This is a genomic window from Streptococcus merionis DSM 19192 (assembly GCF_000380085.1).
Taxonomy (GTDB): Bacteria; Bacillota; Bacilli; order Lactobacillales; family Streptococcaceae; genus Streptococcus; species Streptococcus merionis.
This window is the reverse complement of record NZ_KB904539.1, coordinates 258,722-278,825: the sequence shown is the minus strand read 5'-3', so window position 1 is coordinate 278,825 and position 20,104 is coordinate 258,722. Positions and strand designations below refer to the sequence as shown.

The 20,104-nt window shown below is 37.8% G+C and carries 17 protein-coding genes and 3 pseudogenes; 1 reads left to right on the top strand and 19 read right to left on the bottom strand.

The window, feature by feature from the left end; all coding sequences use genetic code 11:
• Positions 1-42: 42 nt before the first annotated feature.
• The 19 genes and pseudogenes from A3I5_RS0103140 to A3I5_RS12785 all read right to left on the bottom strand — a co-directional run bounded on the left by A3I5_RS0103140 (position 43) and on the right by A3I5_RS12785 (position 19,002).
• Positions 43-927 carry a carbohydrate ABC transporter permease gene (locus tag A3I5_RS0103140; RefSeq protein WP_018373174.1) on the bottom strand — a complete coding sequence of 295 codons (885 nt, stop codon included), beginning with the start codon at positions 925-927 and terminating at the stop codon, positions 43-45.
• A 9-nt stretch (positions 928-936) separates the two neighbouring features.
• Entirely contained in the window at positions 937-1,890 is a 954-nt protein-coding gene (locus A3I5_RS0103135; protein WP_026216899.1) for an ABC transporter permease, read from the bottom strand.
• A gap of 65 nt (positions 1,891-1,955) precedes the next feature.
• The gene (locus A3I5_RS0103130; protein WP_018373172.1) at positions 1,956-3,512 is read right to left on the bottom strand and encodes an extracellular solute-binding protein; all 1,557 of its coding nucleotides are present in this window, start codon (positions 3,510-3,512) and stop codon (positions 1,956-1,958) included.
• Positions 3,513-3,569: 57 nt separating this feature from the next.
• A complete protein-coding gene (locus tag A3I5_RS0103125) occupies positions 3,570-6,056 on the bottom strand; it encodes an exo-rhamnogalacturonan lyase family protein (RefSeq protein ID WP_018373171.1) in 2,487 nt (828 codons plus the stop codon).
• Positions 6,053-6,643, bottom strand: a complete 591-nt coding sequence (locus tag A3I5_RS0103120; protein WP_018373170.1) for a DUF624 domain-containing protein — start codon at positions 6,641-6,643, stop codon at positions 6,053-6,055. The genes A3I5_RS0103125 and A3I5_RS0103120 overlap by 4 nt, the downstream gene beginning before the upstream one ends.
• A complete protein-coding gene (locus A3I5_RS0103115; protein WP_018373169.1) occupies positions 6,643-7,311 on the bottom strand; it encodes a DUF1961 family protein in 669 nt (222 codons plus the stop codon). Before A3I5_RS0103115 ends, A3I5_RS0103120 begins: the two co-directional genes overlap by 1 nt.
• A 94-nt stretch (positions 7,312-7,405) precedes the next feature.
• Entirely contained in the window at positions 7,406-8,212 is an 807-nt protein-coding gene (locus A3I5_RS0103110) for a gluconate 5-dehydrogenase (protein WP_018373168.1), read from the bottom strand.
• 11 nt (positions 8,213-8,223) lie between these two features.
• On the bottom strand, positions 8,224-9,066 hold the full coding sequence (gene kduI / locus A3I5_RS0103105) for a 5-dehydro-4-deoxy-D-glucuronate isomerase (RefSeq protein ID WP_018373167.1): 843 nt from the start codon (positions 9,064-9,066) through the stop codon (positions 8,224-8,226).
• A gap of 19 nt (positions 9,067-9,085) precedes the next feature.
• Complete coding sequence (locus A3I5_RS0103100; protein ID WP_018373166.1) at positions 9,086-10,093, bottom strand: sugar kinase; 1,008 nt, start codon at positions 10,091-10,093, stop codon at positions 9,086-9,088.
• Positions 10,094-10,098: 5 nt separating this feature from the next.
• A complete protein-coding gene (locus A3I5_RS0103095; protein WP_018373165.1) occupies positions 10,099-10,743 on the bottom strand; it encodes a bifunctional 4-hydroxy-2-oxoglutarate aldolase/2-dehydro-3-deoxy-phosphogluconate aldolase in 645 nt (214 codons plus the stop codon).
• Between the two features lie 20 nt (positions 10,744-10,763).
• Complete coding sequence (rhaM, locus tag A3I5_RS0103090; RefSeq protein ID WP_018373164.1) at positions 10,764-11,075, bottom strand: L-rhamnose mutarotase; 312 nt, start codon at positions 11,073-11,075, stop codon at positions 10,764-10,766.
• A gap of 18 nt (positions 11,076-11,093) precedes the next feature.
• Positions 11,094-11,960 carry an AraC family transcriptional regulator gene (locus A3I5_RS0103085; protein ID WP_051071083.1) on the bottom strand — a complete coding sequence of 289 codons (867 nt, stop codon included), beginning with the start codon at positions 11,958-11,960 and terminating at the stop codon, positions 11,094-11,096.
• 101 nt (positions 11,961-12,061) lie between these two features.
• Complete coding sequence (locus A3I5_RS0103080; protein ID WP_026216897.1) at positions 12,062-12,889, bottom strand: sugar phosphate isomerase/epimerase family protein; 828 nt, start codon at positions 12,887-12,889, stop codon at positions 12,062-12,064.
• Positions 12,890-12,898: 9 nt separating this feature from the next.
• A complete protein-coding gene (locus A3I5_RS0103075) occupies positions 12,899-14,194 on the bottom strand; it encodes a TRAP transporter large permease (protein WP_018373161.1) in 1,296 nt (431 codons plus the stop codon).
• Between the two features lie 2 nt (positions 14,195-14,196).
• Positions 14,197-14,671: pseudogene (locus A3I5_RS11535) on the bottom strand (TRAP transporter small permease).
• Positions 14,658-15,683: a TRAP transporter substrate-binding protein gene (locus A3I5_RS0103065; protein WP_018373160.1), complete on the bottom strand. Its 1,026-nt coding sequence runs from the start codon at positions 15,681-15,683 to the stop codon at positions 14,658-14,660. The pseudogene A3I5_RS11535 and the gene A3I5_RS0103065 overlap by 14 nt, the downstream one beginning before the upstream one ends.
• An 18-nt stretch (positions 15,684-15,701) precedes the next feature.
• The gene (gene bglB, locus A3I5_RS0103060; RefSeq protein WP_018373159.1) at positions 15,702-16,808 is read right to left on the bottom strand and encodes a beta-galactosidase BglB; all 1,107 of its coding nucleotides are present in this window, start codon (positions 16,806-16,808) and stop codon (positions 15,702-15,704) included.
• A gap of 241 nt (positions 16,809-17,049) precedes the next feature.
• Positions 17,050-17,329 (bottom strand): annotated as a pseudogene (locus tag A3I5_RS13040) (IS5/IS1182 family transposase); the annotation flags it as partial.
• A gap of 275 nt (positions 17,330-17,604) precedes the next feature.
• Positions 17,605-19,002 (bottom strand): annotated as a pseudogene (locus tag A3I5_RS12785) (Cof-type HAD-IIB family hydrolase).
• Positions 19,003-19,078: 76 nt separating this feature from the next.
• Between A3I5_RS12785 and A3I5_RS0103045 the strand changes: the two are divergent.
• The gene (locus A3I5_RS0103045; RefSeq protein ID WP_018373156.1) at positions 19,079-20,041 is read left to right on the top strand and encodes an asparaginase; all 963 of its coding nucleotides are present in this window, start codon (positions 19,079-19,081) and stop codon (positions 20,039-20,041) included.
• Positions 20,042-20,104 lie beyond the last annotated feature (63 nt).

The window sequence follows — 20,104 nt, the reverse complement described above, 5'->3', positions numbered from 1 at the left end:
CTTTAACGCGCTAGAGAGACTAGCGTTGACCTTCCTTCAGCCCTAACCTTTAACTGAACCTATCAAAATACCTTTTGTAAAATATTTTTGTAAGAAAGGATACACTAATAAAATCGGCACGGTTGCAATGACAATCACCACAAACTTAATCCCTTGTTCTGGAGCTACATACGTAGAATCCATTGTAGCCAAAGCGTTAGCGCCCGATGAAGACATCGTAATTTGTCTCAATAGAAGCTGGATTGGCCACTTGCTACTATCACTAATATAGAGGAGACTGCTCATGAAATCGTTCCAAATACCTACAGCATAAAACAATGTAAAGGTTGCAATAGTTGGTTTTGAAAGTGGCAACATAATCTTCCAAAAAATACCAATGTCCGAGCACCCATCCATACGAGCTGCTTCTTCTAGTTCACTTGGTAAACTTTGAAAATTATTTTTAATAATCATTAAGTTGAAAGGGCTAATAGCAATTGGTAAAATCAAAGCCCAATAGGAATTCAATAACCCTAAGGATTTGACAACCAAGAAAGTTGGTACCATTCCACCCGAAAACAGCATTGCAAATACTATCATGTTTAATACGATAGTACGTCCCGGAAGATATTTTCGTGATAGTGGATAGGCCATTGTAAAGGTAAAAGCCAGCTGAACAAATGTTCCTACAACCGTGATACCGATTGTTGTGAATAAAGATTTTAAAATGGTCTTCGTCTGTAACACATAGTTATACGAATCAAGGGTAAATTCTCGTGGCCATAAAAAGAATGAGCGTGTGGAAAGCTCCATCTCCGTTGCAAAGGAGCCTGCAATCACATATATGAAAGGCAAAAGCATCGCTAAAGCAATTATTCCCAAAATAATGATATTAAACACGTCAAAAACACGCCCGAGCGAGGTATTAAATCGTTGATTACTGTTCATGATTTCCTCCTAATACAAACCACTCTCACCAAGTTTTTTAGCAATTTTATTAGTAGCTGTAACAAGAATTATGCCAATTAGCGACTTGAAAAGTCCTACTGCTGTACTATAACTATAGGAACCTTGTGTAATCCCGACTGTATAAACATAGGTATCAAATACATCAGCAACTGTACGGTTCAAAGAGTTAGTCATCAAATAAATTTGATCAAACCCTGTCGTTAAAAAGCTACCTACACGTAAAATTAGCATCACTACAATTGTGCTGCGAATAGCAGGTAAGGTCACATGCCATAAGCGACTAAAGCGGCCTGCACCATCCATGATTGCAGCTTCATATTGATTCTGATCAACACCAGCCAAAGCAGCTAAATATATGACAGTTCCATAGCCAGATTCCTTCCAAATGCTTTGAAAAACAATTAACGGCCTAAAAGCTGGAACAGAGGTTAACAAATCAACTCTATTTCCGGTAACAGCTTCCATCATATCCGTAATAACACCTGAATCTACAGACAGTAAAATAAAAGTTAAACTAACAGTTACTGCCCATGAAATAAAGTGAGGAATATAGATAAAAGTCTGTACCAATTTTGAATAGATTTTCTGACGCAACTCATTGAGCATTAGAGCTAATATAATTGGAAACGGAAATCCAATTCCAATATTTAACAAGGCTAATACCAGTGTATTTTTAAACAGTCTAAAAAAGTCTGGATTTACAAAGAAATTTCTAAAATTAGTAAACCCTACCCAAGGACTACCATTAATTCCTAAATTAGGCACATAATTTTTAAAGGCAATAATAAGGCCGTACATTGGTGCATACCGAAATACTATAAAGTAAAGGACTCCTGGTAATAACAATAAATAAAGCCATTTATACTTGCTCATCGTTGATAATAGCGAGACTTTTTGGCCTCTTTCCTTAGTTTTTGAAGAGCTAGCTGTGTGTTTAACCATTTTCTTACCTCTCGTAGTAAAAGGGTACGCTATCGCTAACTATTAGCAATAGCGTCTCCTCACTTTTATTGTTGCGCCTTTTGGTATAGCTCATTCAGCTCATTCTGAACATTTTGACCACCAGATGTTTTCCACAATTCAACTGCGTCTTCCCAACCTTTATCATCAATTTGTCCTGCAATATACTGAATACGAGCATCCTGAATAATATTATCAAGCTGTGTCCCGTTTTGAGTATAGGTAGGTGAAATGAATGGAGACGCTGGATTAAACACCGCTTTCTCGGTGTCCTCTTTCATTGATTCTTGAGCTTTTTTATAATTTGCTAGTTCAATATCAGTTGCTGGCTTAGCAACATAATATTTGTTACCTGCAACATTAGTACCAACCTGAGCATACGATTTCACATCATTAACAATCGTTTTAGCTTCATTTGAATCTTGGTTAATTAGACTAGAAAAGCCATCACTGACTTCAAAGTTTACCCCCTCAATCCCATTATTCATTAGAACTTGCATTTCTTTGTCATTTAATTTATCCAAGAAAGTCAGAACCTGCTTGAGGTGTTCTTCCGTTTTAACACTTGCCTTTGGAATGACAAGCATGCCTGCGTAACCATCTGTTGGGAGGGCATAATCTCCGTTTGGCGATTCTAAACTACCAACAACGGTGATTTGTTTCCCAAAATTCTCCTGATCTGCGTCTTTCAAAGCCGTTTGAATGGTGTAAAAGCGTGAGTACGTATCAATGATAATGCCACCTTTACCGCTAATAAATTGATTGTTCCAGTCATCAGCCGACAAGGTTGCAAAATCTTGATTGATCAAGCCTTCATCATACATTTTCTTAATCCATTTTAATGCCTCCCTATACTCCTTGCTATCAAAACTTGGCTTCAAATTTCCTTTATCATCAGTAATCCAAGCATTTCCCGCTCCAAACCATGTTGCAATAGTATCAATTGGACTATTCGTATTAATTGTTGCTGGCCATTGTGGAATAATTAAACCAGTTGTATCATCTATACCATTGCCATTGGGATCTTTTTCTTTAAAAGCTTTCGCAATATTATATAGATCTTCAGTTGTCTTCGGCTCTTCTAAGCCTAGTTTATCCAGCCAATCTTTGCGAATCATGACAGCTGAACGCATGATATCACGCTTGCGATAGATCCCATATACTTTACCGTTTAAACTAGAATTATTTTTAATCTCTGCTATTTCTTGAGATAGGTTAGGATAGTCCTTCAAATAATCCGTCAAATCCCAAAATGCGTCTGATTCTGCAGAGGTTACAAAACTTCCTGTTTTTTGTGTTACAACCATAACTTCTGGCAAGTCCCCAGATGCTAAAACAATATTCATTCTATCCTGATAATTACTATTAGGCACCCATTCAAAGCTGATTTTCTCACCGGTATATTCTTCAATTTTTTTCTCAATTTGATTTCCCGCCTCTGGCGTAACCGCTTCCAGCGTTGGCGACATAATAGTAATTTCATCCAATTTAGCTGAACTTGTTCCCTCTTTACTTCCCTCACCACTACAAGCTGTTAATGCAAACGCAATGGTCGCAAGCATTGCTACGGCAGGTAGACGTTTAGCTAATGTTTTCTTGATCATTACAAAACTCCTTTAAAAATATTTTGAATAAATTTGATTACCATTTGTTTACCGAGACTATGGCAAGTCGTCTCCTATCAACTCTAGACAGATGATAATATTCAAACACCATTGTGAAACAACATTTGTAGTTACCCAAGGCATCTCTTCAAGATGTTCCAAAGTTGATACCGTTTGAAGCGTTTTTTTCGGGTCACTTGGAACTCCTGATAACTCTGGATCTAATAAATATTTCCAGGCAATTTGAGCTAACTGCCTATTTTGGTAATGACTAGCCGCATAAGCCATCATAGCTGTAGCAAACATTGGCCAAGCAAAATGCTCTTTATATAATTGGCCGTCCGTTTGCTGCCTCATTTCATCATCAGTTAAGGTATAAAACTTCCCATATTCTGCTAACATTTCTTTAAGTGGAAGATGATTTTCCGTTTCAGCAATTTCCATCAATAACTGAGGTGCTCCAAACGAAATCATCATATGATATCCCCCTACATTTCCTACGCCCATGTAACGCATATGAGCTGTTTTCCAATCAAAAAGCACTGTCGGTCCCGATAAGAATTTATACGGCATTTGATAGATATCCTCTAAACCTCGCTCAATTTTATCAAAAGTGGCTTTATTTCCAGTCCGTTCATACTGTGTATACCAATTAGAAGCTACGGCAGTCCAATCAGGACTAGAGCGGATTGGTATCCATTCTCCATCTCGTTTATAAAATTCTCGAAGGGGTTCTAGTCTCTCAAAGCTATCCTCATTACTTCTTACCTCTTCTAAAATATCTCCTATTCTCTCATCCCCTGTTAAATAATAATAATACCGATGCAACCACGCCATTGATATTCTGGTTTCTTTAGCTTGACACCCCCAATGTATGACATTATGTCTCGATCCTAAACCTGAGTACGGCCCCGAATGGTAAATATCAACCTCAGAGGTATGGCGAGTCATCGCCTCAGCCAATTCAAAAACATCTGAACGACCCGTACGTAAAAAATACAACCATAGCCATATCGTTGGTACTAATTCGTTATTTTGCCACGCATAGCCACCAAAATCATAAAGCCACATATGGCGATAAGGATCATATGAATGCATGAAATCACCGTAATTCCAATAGCCATACCACTCCCGTTGCTCTACTTCCTTTTGATAAAAATCGAATAAAAAACTTAACTTAGCTTCTATATCGCTAGCAAAGCCTGCTCGTGGTAAGCTATACGGTGCGAAAACCTTACAATGATGATAGGTTTCAGGAGAACATACAATACGAGACGGTTCCTGGTATTCCTCAGAAAAAGCCAAAATTTCTTCCGATGTCGCTCTCTCAGGATATAACTTTAGTACAAGCGTTGAACTGTTAGCGATCCCTACTGGTGTTGAACGAATTTCTTCCATTCCCTCATAAGCACTTAACATATGATCACGGTCATCATAATGTCTAAAATCAATTACTTCTGCTTCTGGTGACCAAAACCATAATCGTGTAATAGCTTCATCTCGACTTAAATCTGAAACGTGAATCGCAGATGGGTATTTTTGCCAAAACTTTGACAAATGTATTTGTACCCCACCAAACTCACTTCCCAAATAAAGCGATCCAGAATAGTGAGCCCCAGAAGAGACAGTTACCTTGGAAAGCTTAGCACGTGTTGTCTTTTTGATTTGATAGCTTCGAGAATGCAATTGTTCTACATAAAAACTATCCCAAATCGCATTTTCATTGGCATGACGTAATAAATCACTATCTTCATCTAGGTTAACCTTCTCACCACTTACTTGCCTTGCATAAGGCTCATTATGATATCGATATCGTCTTGAAAATAGCGATAGAACAGGCTCATAATAAACACCATCTGTTCCTACAAAACCAACACAACGGTTCCACAATTTACCTTCAAGAGGGGTTCGGTATTCTAAACCTATCGCTGCTAAATTTCTAGACTGTGTTACTTCAAATGTATGAGTTAATTCAATTTGCTGAAGATCTTTATAAAAAGTAAGATAAAGATTGAAACGATTAAACTCTTTTGATGGCGTTCTTTCATAATGCCCACTTACTTTCAAAACTGATTTCAGGCTACCATTTTCAAGCACCTCAACGATATCTACATAAGAGTAACACTTTTCTTCTTCAACCTGAGTTACTAGCCGTAGGTCTTTGATTAGACATTTATTGTCTACAAATATCGTGTCAAAGATTTTGCTATAGTCACTATTCTTTGAAATTTTAGCCGTTAATCGGCCTGTATCAACGTTGAAAGCATTAAACGTCTCTGTGACTAAGATTTTTTCTTCTCCTTTCTTAGGTAATATACAAAAATCTGATAAATCTTGAGGCGATGATTGGAATATTGCTGCATGCTTTGTCCACTTCACTGAGCCATCTGGCCAATATGCCATAATGCTCGTCTGTGTTGGATTATCAGCTACCCAAAATGTTGAAGCAGATACTTTTTGAGAGTCCAATTGCCCTCTCTCCCAAGGATGGCCCCAAGTAACCCCTTTTGAGATTCTAGGAGCTTTATGCAACCATTGATTCACTTTTTGTCCTCCTCCAGTTGCTTTTCATTAATTGCAAAAAAACTATAACATGTAAGTACATTAACTAAAATGGATAATCCGAACATAAAAAATGGTATTAATCCAGGTATTATAACTGCAAGATAAAATAAGGCAATATTTTCCAAAAATAATAACACTACTATTGGAAATTGGCATAAGCAAAATCGCATTGCTATTTTCAAAAGGGAACCTTGAAGCCTCTCATAATAGGAATTCATAGCAACCATTATCCAGATAAGAACAATTGTATAACCAATCAAGAATAAATAAACGAGTTCTAGCCAGCCATTCAATACCATCCTATAAATAACTAATAATACAAAAGCTACAGTTATTAGCGGTAAAATATGCTTATTGGCTTCCGTAAAATATTTCTTAGTATTAATTTTAAATCGACTAAAATTTAACTCTTCTTTTCTACTAAGACGGTACACTTCAACCCCTGCAGCGATCAAAGATGGGGCAATACCCAAGATAATACCACCGGATAAGATTCCATATATAGTATAGAAATTAAGTTTCGCACAATAATAAATATACGTTCCTATTTTGTTAAATACTCCCATCACCGCTCACTATCTAGGTCCCATATTTTTAAATGACTATACTGCGCCTTCATCGGTGCCATTTGTCGAAAACCAATATAACCATCCGTAAGAGCCGCTCCAAACTCTAATCCATCGTCATACCACTCCAGAATTTTTAAATCATCAATAAAAAATGAGATATTCTGCTCCATTTTTACAACCTTAAGATGGTAAACACCTCTTACATCTTCTATCGGTGGTAATGGATCAGCCCCTTGTGTGACAAAATGAAAACCATAGCTCTTTCTCAAATTACATGTCCTAAATCGACGTTCACTTTCATATTTATGACGAAAATAAGAAATATGATAGGCATCAATATCTCCAGAATGGTATTCAGGGTAATAACCACTTCTTTTAGCCAATTTGGAAGAAAATATACTTTCTCCATTGCGTCCTTTTGCAGCAAAGAAGACCATGCACAAGCCAGGTTCTCGTAACGGTTTGAAATCCCATTCGATTTGTACATTTTTTGGAAAAATATCTGGTATCCAAATTGTCCAATGTGCGTAATCACCCAGTTTTTCATCATCTAGATTAGATAAAATCACACCATCTGACGACTCTTCAATTGCAATATTCCCCTCTTTAATCCAATCTGATAGGACATCTAAACCACACAAAGAGTTCTCATAAATTAATTTCATCTTTACTTCTCCTTACACTCTTGCTCTTACTTTGGTACAAGTAACATTTTTGAAAGAATGAAGGCTACCTTAGTTCTTTTACTGACAAAGTTACTTACTCTGGTTGTTTTCCAATATAAGCGAGAATGCCTCCATCAACGTAAAGAACATGCCCATTCACGAAGTCAGATGCTGAGCTAGCCAAAAATACAGCTGGACCTTGCAAATCTTCAGCCTCTCCCCAACGTTCAGCTGGAGTTTTAGCGATGATGAATTGATCAAATGGATGACGGGAACCATCTTCTTGCAATTCCCTCAGTGGGGCTGTTTGTGGAGTTGCAATATAGCCTGGTCCAATACCGTTACACTGAATATTATATTGACCATATTCAGAAGCGATATTCTTCGTCAACATTTTCAATCCACCTTTGGCTGCCGCATAAGCTGAAACGGTTTCACGTCCCAATTCAGACATCATTGAACAGATATTAATGATTTTACCGCCTCCTTTTTTTATCATACTTGGAATAACAGCTTTTGCTACGATAAATGGAGCTACTAAGTCAATATCAATGACCTGACGAAAATCACTAGCAGGCATCTCAATCATTGGTGTACGCTTGATCACTCCTGCATTATTGACCAGGATATCAATGACGCCAACCTCCTCCTCAATTTGTTTGACCATGGCCTGAATGCCATCTTCATCTGCCACATTACAAACATAGCCATAAGCTTTGATACCTTTTTCCGCATAAGATGCCAATCCACGCTCAACTCCTTCTTGAGTCAAATCGTTGAAAACAATAGTTGCCCCTGCTTTTGCATAACTTTCTGCTATAGCAAAACCAATGCCGTAAACAGCCCCTGTTACCAAAGCAATTTTTCCTTCAAGTGAAAAACTTGTCATCTCAAATGTCATAAATTCTTCTCCTATTTTAAATCTTTCATATCAACCATATCCATGTCAGTATAAGTAATATTTTCACCACACATCGACCAGATAAATGAGTAATTACTTGTTCCAACACCTGAATGAATTGACCAACTTGGTGAAATAATGGCCTGCTCATTACCAAGTACCAAATGTTTAGTCTCATCAGGCTTACCCATCATATGAAAAATACGAGTATCTTCTGCCATATCAAAATAGACATAAGTCTCCATACGACGTTCATGAGTGTGACAAGGCATTGTATTCCAAGAGCTCCCTGGTTCAAGAATCGTGTATCCCATTTGGAGTTGACAACTCTCGCATACATTTGGATGAATATACTGATAAATTTTTCGCTCGTTAAGCGTCAGGGGGTCTCCCGTCTCCATTGGTTTTATCTGGTCTATAGAAATCTTAACATTTGGATATTTGTGATGAGCTGGAACAGAGCTAATATAGAATTTTGCTGGATTTTTTGGATTTTTTGAAGAAAAAACAACATGACGTGTCTCTTTTCCAATGTAATAACCATCTTGTTTTTTCATAGTATCTGCTTGACTATCAATTTCGATAATACCTTCACCGCCAATATTAATCACCCCCAGTTCACGACGTTCTAAAAAGTATTCAACGCCCAAAGCCTTATCAAAGACAATTTCTAGTGGCTCAGTTGTAGGTGTTACACCTCCAAAAATCATACGATCATTGTGCGTATAAGTCAGCTTAATCTCGCCCGATTTAAAAACTTCTTCTACTAAAAATTCCTTACGTAACTGCTCTGTTGAATAATGACGAATATCCTCTGGTGAATGCGTATAACGATTGTCAAATTTTGTTTGCATTTTTTAATACCTCCTAGTCTTATCTCTTAATCATTCCGCTACTTGATGTAGCAAAATCAATGACTTCTTGTTCTGTAAATTGATTATAATCTCCATAAATAGTATGCTTCAATGCAGAAGCAGCTGTAGCAAATTCTACTGTTTCCTGTGGCTCCCATTCGTTAAACAGTCCATGAAGAATTCCGCCTGCAAAGGCATCTCCACCACCAATACGATCTACAATCGGTTCAATGGTATGTTGAACTGATTTATAAATTTGGCCTTTGGTAAAAATATACCCTCTCAACCGATTCGAACTAGCTGATGTAACCGTTCGCTCTGTCGCATATAATACTTTTACATTCGGATAACGCTCCGCTATTTCTTGATAGTAGAAAACTAAGTCATCGGTAGTCTCCGTAGATTCTAGAGAAATATTTAAAAGATGGATGGCATCTAACTTTCCAGCCGATAGATAATCCACATAGGGTAAAATTTCTTTAAGAAAAACTCCGCATTCTACTTGAGACCATAGTTTTGTACGATAATTAACATCAAAACTGATACTGATCCCTTGATTCTTTGCTAAGAGAATCAATTTTTTAATATTTTCTTGCCAAGCATGTGTCAAGCCTGCTGTCACTCCTGAGATGTGAAGACAATCTATATCTTTGAAAAGTTGATTAACATCCCACTCAATGGTATCCATACTAGCAAAACTGGAAAAGGCACGGTCATAGATAACCATCGGCCCCCTCTCTCCAATTCCTGACTCAACATAGTAGCACCCTAGACGATCACCTCCTTTGAGGAGTAAATCTGTTTCTACTCCATTTAACCGTAACTGGTTCTCTACTCCTTGTCCCAAAAGAGAATTTGGAACCTTACTAGCCAAAGCTACACGATGACCATAATGAGCTAAAGAGATAGCCACATTGGCTTCCCCACCACCATAATGAACCTGAAAATGATTAGAATTTGAAAGACGCATTCCAGATGGTGTTGAAAGGCGCATCATCATTTCACCTAAAGCAACGATTCTTCCCATTGAATTTACCCTTTAATTGCAAGATACTTTTTCATATATTGTGTCGCTATTTCGGTCACTTTATCAAAGTTACCAATTTCAGCTGGAGCTAGAAGATTTCCACCCACACCAACTGTAACAGCACCTGCTGCAAACCAATCAACCATGTTCTCGAGACTAACTCCGCCTGTTGGCATAATATTAATATGCGGTAATGGAGCTTTAAAAGCCTTAATGATAGATGGGTCGTAAGCACTTCCTGGAAATAGCTTGATAATATCGACTCCATATCTCAACGCCTCTTTCATCTCTGTAGTGGTCATGCACCCAGGAATGTAGGGAATTTGGTAGAGATTGCAAAGCTTTGCCGTTTCCTTATCAAATGTTGGACTAACAATAAATTCTGCTCCTGCCATTATTGCTAAACGCGCTGTGACAGCGTCCAGCACAGTTCCTGCTCCAATCACAGTATTTGAATTTTCACAATGATTAGCAATTAAATCAGCAATGACTTGATCTGCTTGAGGAACTGTAAAAGTTAACTCAATTCCTTTTATTCCACCCTTCAAACAGGCTTCGCTCGCTTTAAAAGCCTCTTCCTTAGAAGAACCACGAACAACTGCTATAACACCTGCATCTTCAATTCGTTTTAAAATATCAACTTTCTTCATTATCTCTCCAATATCTATACCTATAACTCAAAAACTTGACGAAGATCTACACTAGTTGGTGAACTATCCGAATTGGTTTCCATTATTGACTCCATGTAACGCCACCATTTTTGATTTATTTCAGTTGATGAAATCTTCTCCCATAATTCCTCGCTTTCAATTTCAGCATAGGCAAATAAGTGACTTGTTTCTTTATCTAAGAAAATAAAATATTTTTTAACACCGTGATTTTTTAACATCTGACGTAATTCTGGCCACAACTCCTTGTGACGTTTCTCGTATTCTTTATGTTGTTCTGGATAAACAACCATCCGAAAAGCTTTAATAATCATAAGACTAGATACTCACTTTCATCTGTAATGTTTTGTTTCAAAATGTTCCAAATGAATTTTTTCATTATCCTGTAGTAAATTTAAAAATTCTTTCGGTGTCATCTTAAATTCTTTTTTAAATGCTTTTAAAAAGTGGGGATAAGAGATAAAACCGCAATCACTAAAGATTTGACTCGCATTTTTTCTTTCTCTCAACAGATATTTAGAATACAATAAACGTTTTTTCAAAACGAACTGATGAAATGTATAGCCGGTATGTTTTTTAAACTCACGGGTAATATAGTATTTGCTGACATAAAAATGACTTTCCATCTCTTCTAATGTCAAATCATCCCCAAGATGTTCTGATATATACTTAATCATTTCATCTATACGCTCATTTATCTCATTTGACTTTGGATGAAGCTCACTATTATTCGACAATACTAAACGATTCAAGAAAATAATGTATCTGACAAGTGCTTGTTCAAAAGTAACATCTACTCCAAATTCATCCTTAGCCGTATCAAATGTGATGAAATCAAGCTGCTGTCTCAGCTCGTCAGGATTTGATTTTAATATCTTTGCTTCACCTAATCCATAATTTCCAAAACAAGCTTCTAAATTAGTTTTTCTCGTTGAATAGCGTTTTAAAAACACTGGTGTCATAAAAATATAGACGCGCTCAAAATATTCCGAACTCTGTTTCATGATGCGATGCATTTTATTAGCAGGAATCAATAAGATAGTTCCCGCATTAATGTCAAACTGCTCACCATCTATATAAAAGACCGCTTCACCTTCCAAGGTTGCATGAATTTCATAGCAATCATGATAATGATATAAGGTTTGAGTTTGATTAACATCATCTTTAACATGATATATTTCATACTGATCTGAAATCATTGTATTAACACGCGAGGCTTGTATCTGCTTATCATCAATGGTCTCTTGACTTTGATTATTGAAAAAATTCTTCATCTGCTTTTCCTTATTTACTGTCTGTATTAGTTTCTCAACATTTTCAAAGCACTTCCAATGAAGTCGTCTTTTGTTTCCTCTAAAACAACATAAGAGTGTGGCTTGTATTTTTCAATAATATCCAAAATTTCCGAATAATGTATCATGCCCCTCCCCATATCAATAGGGACAATTTTTTGATTTTCAATCACAAAATCTTTCAAATGTATCGCTACTATCTTATCCCCAAAACGTTCAAAGGCTTCTTGAACCAATTCGACCTGTTTTTGATAAGTCTCAACTGTAATCAAGTTTGTCGGATCTAAGATAATGCCTAAGTAGTCTGAATCTACGCGTTCTAAAAGCTCCTCTACTCGTTCTAAAGAGTATAATGGATGGTTCAAACCCGGTTCAATTCCAATAATAACTCGATGTTTTTCTCCAGCTTTAACCAATCGTTCAATAACAGGAACTAACTTTTCAAATGTTTCATCTTTAAAATTGTCTTCCGTAAATATAATCTCCGGAAAAATATTTCCTGTTTCAGATGCCACCATCGTTGCTCCAAAGTAAGGAGCATGTTTAACATAACTCTCAAATTTTTGAAGTAACTTTTCTCGCAAATCTAAGTCAGGGTGAATCATATTGATATAGCAACTAAGTATAGCAACATCAATATTCTTCTGCGCTAAAGCTTTTGCTATCATTCGTCCCATACCAGGATTAAGATGAGACGCCTCAGAAGGCATATCTTTAAAAGACATGCCTAAGGCTAACTGTACGGATGAAATCCCTTGTTGAGAAATTTTTTCAGCTAAATCTACAACTGAAGTCACTTGTGACAAATCATGCCCTCTAACAGTATATTGCATCAAATCTCCCTTCTAATTGACCAAATTTGGTAACCACATCACTAAACTTGGGAAGTAAGTGATTAAGAGCAACACTACTAGAATAACTAAGTAAAATGGAGCTAATAGTTTCAAACATTTTTCTGCTTTAACACCACCAACGCTTGCTCCAACATATAAGCCTGTGCCAACCGGTGGTGTAATTGATCCCACACAAAGGTTCATAATGGCAAATAGACCAAAGTGTACCGGATCTACGCCAACACTTTTTACTACTGGTAAGAAAATTGGTGTAAAGATAAGAATAGCTGGTCCGACATCCATAAACATACCAACCACTAAGAGAACCAAATTCACTAAAAGTAAAATGATATACTTATTAGTAGTCAAACCAAGGATTGATGCGCTAATGGCTTGTGGGATACCAGTAAAAGCCATCGCAAATGACATCATTGACGAAGTTGCCAACAAAAAGGCTATTGTACCAGTTGTCAAAACGGCTTCTTTCAGCATGCTTGGGATTTCTTTTATTGTCACTGTCTTATAATAGAACATTGTAATCAGTAAAGAATACGCTACTGCTACAGCTGAAGCTTCAATAGCAGTAAAAATACCTGATAAAATGCCTCCGATGATAATCACAATCAAGAAGATGCTAGGAATAGCCTCTTTAATAATCGTTAACGCTTCCCCTTTATCTTGACTAGTGACAACTGGATATTTTTCCTTTTTAGCCCATAAGAAGGCCACTAGCATAATTCCTAAGCTCCAGAGAGCACCAACTAAATAACCGCCCATAAAAAGTTTTGAAATGGAAGCACCAGAAGCTACTAATGAGAACATGATAAAAGCTGTTGACGGTGGAATAACCATTCCTGTTGGAGCAGATGCAATATTGACTGCTGTTGCAAATTTCCGATCATAGCCTGCCCTTTCTTGCTGAGGAATGAGCACACCACCGATAGCTGTTGATGCAGCAATTGCAGATGAAGACATAGAGCCAAATAAGGCATTTCCAAGAACATTTGTATGAGCTAATCCACCAGGAATGCGACCTACAAAAAGCATTGCAAAATTAACTAGCTTCGTGGCTATCCCCCCGTTGTTCATAATTATTCCTGAGAGGACAAAGAAGGGAATTGCAACAAGTGAAAAACTATTCAAACTTGCCACCATCTTCTGAGCTGACGTAAACAACGAAATGTCAAATGGCACAACTAATAATAAAGTTGCAATAGAAGAGGCAGCAATACTAATGGCAATAGGTAAGCCTAAAACAAGTAAGATTGCAAAAATAATAAATAAAATAAGTCCTGCTTCAACTGCCATGGCTACCCCTCACTTTCATCTTGCGGTTTTCCTTGGATAAGGTTTAACAGACTGTAGACTAATATTAAAATACCAGAAACTGGAACCGCTAGATAAACCAATCCCATAGGTATCCCAAGAGATGGAGACAGTTGTCCCATAGTAACAGAAACTGCTTTAAATCCCCCAAAAATCATTACCACTGCTGCAAATAGAACAAATAAAATTTGAACAACGGTATCGAGTATTCTTTGCTTTTGTGGGTTCAAGTGATCTGATAATAGGGATACTGATAAATGAGACCTTTTTCCAACGACATAGGCTGAAGCAAGCAAAGACAACCAAACTAAATTTAACAAATTCTTCTGTAACAGTATTTGGATTTCCTAAGACCGTACGTACAAAAATTTGGTAAAGAACAACCAAAATCATCACAACAAATACTACTGAGCAGATAAATTCTAAACACTTATCTAAAAGTTTTCTAATTGCTATCATGTTTAACCTCCATCGCCAAATCACGAATAGATTGATAGATTGGACCATATGTTGGATTTGCCGCGTACTCATCTAACATCGGCTGAACGGCTTTACGGAATTCAGATGTATCAGCAATTGTATTAAATTTAACACCATATTCTTTAATAGCAATCTCTTTTTCAGCTTCTACTGCATCTTTGAAGACTGTTTTTTCAAATTCAGTAGATGCTTTGGCTGCTTCTAATACAGCCTGATATTGTTTTTCATTAAGACGTTCCTTAACAGAATTGCTCATAAGTACAATATCTGGAACACGAGTATGCTCATCATAAGAGTAATACTTGGCAACACCTCCGTGACCTGCTGTATAAAGAACAAATTCATTATTTTCAGCACCATTAATCAAATTTGATTGAAGCGAGGTATAAACCTCACTACTACTCATCGGTACTGCCGCACCTCCTAATAGACTTACCATACGAATAGCCGTTGCACTTTGCATCGTACGAATCTTTTTTCCTTTAAGGTCTGCGACCGATTCAATTGGGCCATCAACCATGTAAAAACTACGCTGTCCTGAATCATAATAAGTTAGACCAACAAATCCTAATTCTTTTGTTGATTGATAAATGGGATCCATGATCGCTTTGTTTTCCATTACTGTAAAGTAATGGTCTTCATTGTCAAATAAATACGGTAAGCCAAAAACTGAATAAGACTTTGAGAATCCTTCCAGCGCTGATGCGCTCACTTTGGTAAAGTCAATACCTCCAGTCTGTGTTAACTCAATCAATTCTGTTTCACCACCAAGTTGCCCATCTGGATAATATTCAACGACTACTTTGCCATCAGTTTTTTCATTAACCAACTCACCAAATTTTTTCATAGAATCAATGACTGGCTGACTATTACTAGCATAAGCAAATCGAAGGGTAATTGTCTCCTCACTAGAAGACTTTTGAGCACAGCCTGTCAAAAAAGTTAAAGCACTCGTTACCATTAACAAACCGAATAAAAGTTTTTTCTTCATTAGCTTGTCCTTTCATTATTAGCAAAATGACTTCAAAAGTTCTGTCAAGCATAGCATTGTCAAAGACTGACCATACGGCATCGCCGAGCGTTTGATCGATTTATAAAATTCAGGAGAGTCACCCATACCCGTTCCAATCGAAACATTTTGCACCTCTCCATTTTCATCAATCTGCTCAAGTAATCCTTGAATAGCTTTAAAAGCAATCTCACGATACTCAGCCGGTAGGTAACGTTCGTGTACAGCTTTTAACAACCCATATGCAAAACCTGCCGTTGCGGAAGATTCCACATAAGCACTCGGATCATCTATAATGGTGTGCCAAAGTCCAGAATCAGACTGATATTTTTTCAGCATTTTCGCCTGTTGTAATAGTACCTCCTCTAAAAATTCTCTTACGGTATCACCTTTTGGTAATTCTAAAATTTCAATGGCTAGCGGAATAGCCATTGTAATCCAGCAGTTCCCGCGTGCCCAAAATACTTCAGCATAATTATGACGTCCTTCAAAAGTCCAACCATGATACCAAAGTCCCGTTTTCTTATCCATCAAATATTTCACATGGATTAAAAATTGATACTTAGCCTCCTCTAAATATTCTGGACGGTCAAGAAGTTTTCCGATTTTCGCTAATGGTAAAACCGTCATCATCAAGGTATCATCCCAAAGCTGCTGCACATTTTCAGGACCATACGTAGTATGTTGAAGTCCTCTTTCGTCTGTGCGAATCATATCGTACATAACCCATTCAGCCCATCTATTGAGATAAGGCAAATAGCGGGAATCTCTTGTATCCTCATAAAGGTAAGCCATAGCCAGTAGCGGCGCCATCGTATTGACATTTTTAGGTGGAGCCCCTTCATCCATCCGATCGTCAAACCATTTTTTAACAATATTAAAGTACTTCTCATTTTTTGTTTGACGATAATTCAAGTAAACTCCCAAAAGAGCTACCCCTTGTGGCCAATTCCAAACAGTCCAACTCTTGTCATCAACTTTTAAGCCGTCAAAATCAAGTAACTCTGAACCTGTTTGATCCGCTAACCTTGTTAAGTTATCAATTAGAAGATCTATAGTTGACTCAACTGATTCCTTTTGAATAAAGATTTCTTCTTTGATAATCATTTATCATTCCCCTTTTTGTAATCGCTTTCTATATATTTATGATAACACTTACATTGATGTTTAAAAATAACTATTTTTGTCAAAAAAACTGCCAAAAATTGACTTCGTAAGTTTTACGCGATTTTGAGTTCATTTATTCATTCTCAAACTAAAGTTGAGATCTACTCATAATTTAGGATTGAATATCCCCTAGGAGATTAGTTATTAGAGTTCCTACGAAACTAAAATTCCAGTTCATGTAGGCTTTATCCTCAATGGTTAATGGGTTTATTACTTGATTTGCGGGGAGCGAGCTTGTAGATAAGTGTTCATTAGTCCTTGATAACCACTATCAGCTAGGATTTTCCCTACTACTTGGATTTCTACGCCTCATTTTCAGTAGTCTCATCTCATGATAACATCTTTCAGCAATTCCAAGCGTAGCATTCTTTCACCGCGTGCCACAATGGCCTGCGCCTTCATCGCATGGCACTTCTTTTTCCCAGAATAGTCCTTTGCTGTCTCTTAGGACAATTGATTTTACCTCTGTGGTATCGGGTATCAGTTAGGAGATCTTCCGTGATAAGTTTTACCGTTCTCACACTTTTAGCATGTTTAAAATGCTAAAGTGTTTCATCTTGTCTTCATTTGATTCAAGTGTCCCAATAGTTTTGAGACTAACCAGATGACAACGAAAATGACAACAATATAAAAAACGAACGATGGACAACCTTTGTACTTCAAAGAATTGCCTATCATTCGCTCTTTACTTATTAAATTTTGACGATTTCTACTTTTTCAATGGCTACGTACTATCTTAATTTTTTGAGTTTAGCTTGTTATTTCCAGAAGATGCTAATTGTCTGTCGAGCTCCTGCTTGATTTTAGCTTCTGGTGCAAAATCGCGTTCCCAGTTTTCTGGTTTTAAAATCTTTCCTGTTATTGAATCGTGATGGGCTTTGCCATCAGGCCAGACTTTGCCCATATTTGCTTCGTGAACCAAGTCAAAAATCGGTTCTGGATCAACTCCCATTAAAACAAAGCTACCGTAGGTGAAATAGAGTAAATCAATCAAAGCATCGACCTGCCCAACCAAAACGGATTCTCCTGATTTTCCCTTGGACTGCGTTTTTGCACAAGCTCGGTCAAGCGCTTGGTGAAGATGAGCCATGCTGTGCTCATACTCTCTATCCGAACCAGCTGTTGCATAAACCAATTCCACTATTTCCTCAATCTTGAAATCCGCACGATTAAGAACAAGCTCTAAATCAAAAGGGCTTGGTTTAGTGGGTACACTGCCATCCATAACACGATGAAATTCTTGAACACGTTGAAAATTCTTTTCTGATGTTGTCACTTCCTAACCTTCCTGCCTATCAATTAACTTAAAATGCTCCAAAGCAGCGGCGATGCCACCATCATTATTAGAAGCAGTCGTGTAGTTAGCAAACTGCTTGAGTTTTCGCTTACCATTTCCCATCGCAATCCCTAAGCCAACTCCTCGAACCATTTCGATGTCATTATCGGAATCACCAAATGCCATGACTTGGCTAAGATCAAAATTAAAGCGATTAGCAACAACAGCAATACCTTTGAGTTTGGACATGCCTTTGCTAATAATATCTGCCGCAAAAGGGCTACTGCGCGTAAATGTCAACTTCGGAAAAAGATAGCCAAGTTTATCCGTCTCTTTCTTACTGGCTAGCATCACAACTTGATAGATGGGTTGCTCTAATTTAGCCATCATGCTTTCGCGTGTTTTGGGCCAAATACGACGATAACCATGATTAAACCCCACCATAAGAAGATCTGCCATAAAATCAGGCAGACGTTTAGCCAGCCAGTAAGCCCACTTCCGCACACCGACATGAAGTAAGCGACTTCCTACCATATCTGTCGCTGTTCCAAAAGACAGGTCTCGTTGCTTCTTTTGAGCATAATTTACCAGAGACACTAAACTATCCTTGGGCAACTCCTGAGCTGAAATCACACCTTTTCGGTCAAAAATGTATTGACCATTGTAACAAATAGCTATGTCTAGATTTAAAGAAGCCATGTAGGGCAAGGAGAAATTTGGACCGCGGCCAGTTGCCAGCCCAACCAAATACCCACGATGTTTTAACTGATTGATCGCTTGGACGGTTGAGGCTAAAACCGTACGATTGTCTGTCAAAAGTGTCCCATCGATATCAAAAAACACTGCTTTTACCGTCAAAACATCCCCAACTTTCCCTTTTCTATGATAAAATAAATTATACCATATTGAAATAAAATTTGAAAGAATCTGAAAAATGACCAAGAAAATTTTAGCCCTTCATACTGGCGGCACCATTTCCATGTCAGAAAATGAGTACGGTCAAGTCGCTCCTGTTGCCACCAATCCGATGACCCAACTCGACATGACAACCGATCAAATTGCAGTTACTGCACTCGATTTTCTGAACCTGCCAAGCCCACATATCACACCTAAGCATATGCTGATGCTCTATCATGAGATTCGAAAGCAAGCACCGCATTTCGATGGGATTGTGATTACCCATGGGACCGATACTTTAGAAGAGACGGCCTATTTCTTAGATACCATGCAGTTGCCAATGATTCCTGTTATTATGACTGGTGCTATGCGTTCTTCAACTGAAATTGGAAGCGATGGTGTTTACAATTACTTGACAGCTCTGCGTGTGGCAGCAGAAACAAAGTCTAGAGATAAAGGTGTTTTGGTCGTTATGAATGATGAAATTCATGCTGCTAAGTACGTTACCAAGACCCACACCACCAACCTTTCAACTTTTCAAACACCGACGCATGGACCAATTGGTCTTGTCACTAAGAATGAGATTCTCTTTTTTAAACAAGCGGAGGATCGGGTTCGCTTTGATTTAAAGGAGGTTTCAGGTACCGTTCCCATCGTCCAAGCCTACACTGGAATGGGTGACACACTGCTTGCCCTGCTTCATTCTGAACAGATTTCTGGTTTGGTTATTGAAGCCATGGGCGCTGGCAATGTCCCTCCACAGGCAGCTGAAGAGATTCGCAAACTGATTCAAAAAGGGTTGCCAGTAGTGCTAGTTTCGCGCTGTTTTAATGGAATAGCAGAGCCAGTTTATGCCTATGAAGGTGGCGGCGTACAACTCAAGGAAATGGGAGTGATGTTTGTCAAAGAACTCAATGCCCCAAAAGCGCGTCTAAAACTACTCATTGCCTTAAACGCTGGACTAGAAGGGCAAGCCCTAAAAGATTATATTGAGGGATAAGCTATCTCCTTAAAAAAAGAGAAGGGGCTAACCATTAAATTTCACAGCCCCTCAACAAAGTTT

Excerpts from the sequence above, each read along its gene's own strand:
- A3I5_RS0103140 (WP_018373174.1), bottom strand. The coding sequence starts at position 927 with ATGAACAGTAATCAACGATTTAATACCTCGCTCGGGCGTGTTTTTGAC.
- A3I5_RS0103135 (WP_026216899.1), bottom strand. The coding sequence starts at position 1,890 with ATGGTTAAACACACAGCTAGCTCTTCAAAAACTAAGGAAAGAGGCCAA.
- A3I5_RS0103130 (WP_018373172.1), bottom strand. The coding sequence starts at position 3,512 with ATGATCAAGAAAACATTAGCTAAACGTCTACCTGCCGTAGCAATGCTT.
- A3I5_RS0103120 (WP_018373170.1), bottom strand. The coding sequence starts at position 6,643 with ATGGGAGTATTTAACAAAATAGGAACGTATATTTATTATTGTGCGAAA.
- A3I5_RS0103115 (WP_018373169.1), bottom strand. The coding sequence starts at position 7,311 with ATGAAATTAATTTATGAGAACTCTTTGTGTGGTTTAGATGTCCTATCA.
- A3I5_RS0103110 (WP_018373168.1), bottom strand. The coding sequence starts at position 8,212 with ATGACATTTGAGATGACAAGTTTTTCACTTGAAGGAAAAATTGCTTTG.
- kduI (WP_018373167.1), bottom strand. The coding sequence starts at position 9,066 with ATGCAAACAAAATTTGACAATCGTTATACGCATTCACCAGAGGATATT.
- A3I5_RS0103100 (WP_018373166.1), bottom strand. The coding sequence starts at position 10,093 with ATGGGAAGAATCGTTGCTTTAGGTGAAATGATGATGCGCCTTTCAACA.
- A3I5_RS0103095 (WP_018373165.1), bottom strand. The coding sequence starts at position 10,743 with ATGAAGAAAGTTGATATTTTAAAACGAATTGAAGATGCAGGTGTTATA.
- rhaM (WP_018373164.1), bottom strand. The coding sequence starts at position 11,075 with ATGATTATTAAAGCTTTTCGGATGGTTGTTTATCCAGAACAACATAAA.
- A3I5_RS0103085 (WP_051071083.1), bottom strand. The coding sequence starts at position 11,960 with ATGATTTCAGATCAGTATGAAATATATCATGTTAAAGATGATGTTAAT.
- A3I5_RS0103075 (WP_018373161.1), bottom strand. The coding sequence starts at position 14,194 with ATGGCAGTTGAAGCAGGACTTATTTTATTTATTATTTTTGCAATCTTA.
- A3I5_RS0103065 (WP_018373160.1), bottom strand. The coding sequence starts at position 15,683 with ATGAAGAAAAAACTTTTATTCGGTTTGTTAATGGTAACGAGTGCTTTA.
- bglB (WP_018373159.1), bottom strand. The coding sequence starts at position 16,808 with ATGATTATCAAAGAAGAAATCTTTATTCAAAAGGAATCAGTTGAGTCA.
- A3I5_RS0103045 (WP_018373156.1), top strand. The coding sequence starts at position 19,079 with ATGACCAAGAAAATTTTAGCCCTTCATACTGGCGGCACCATTTCCATG.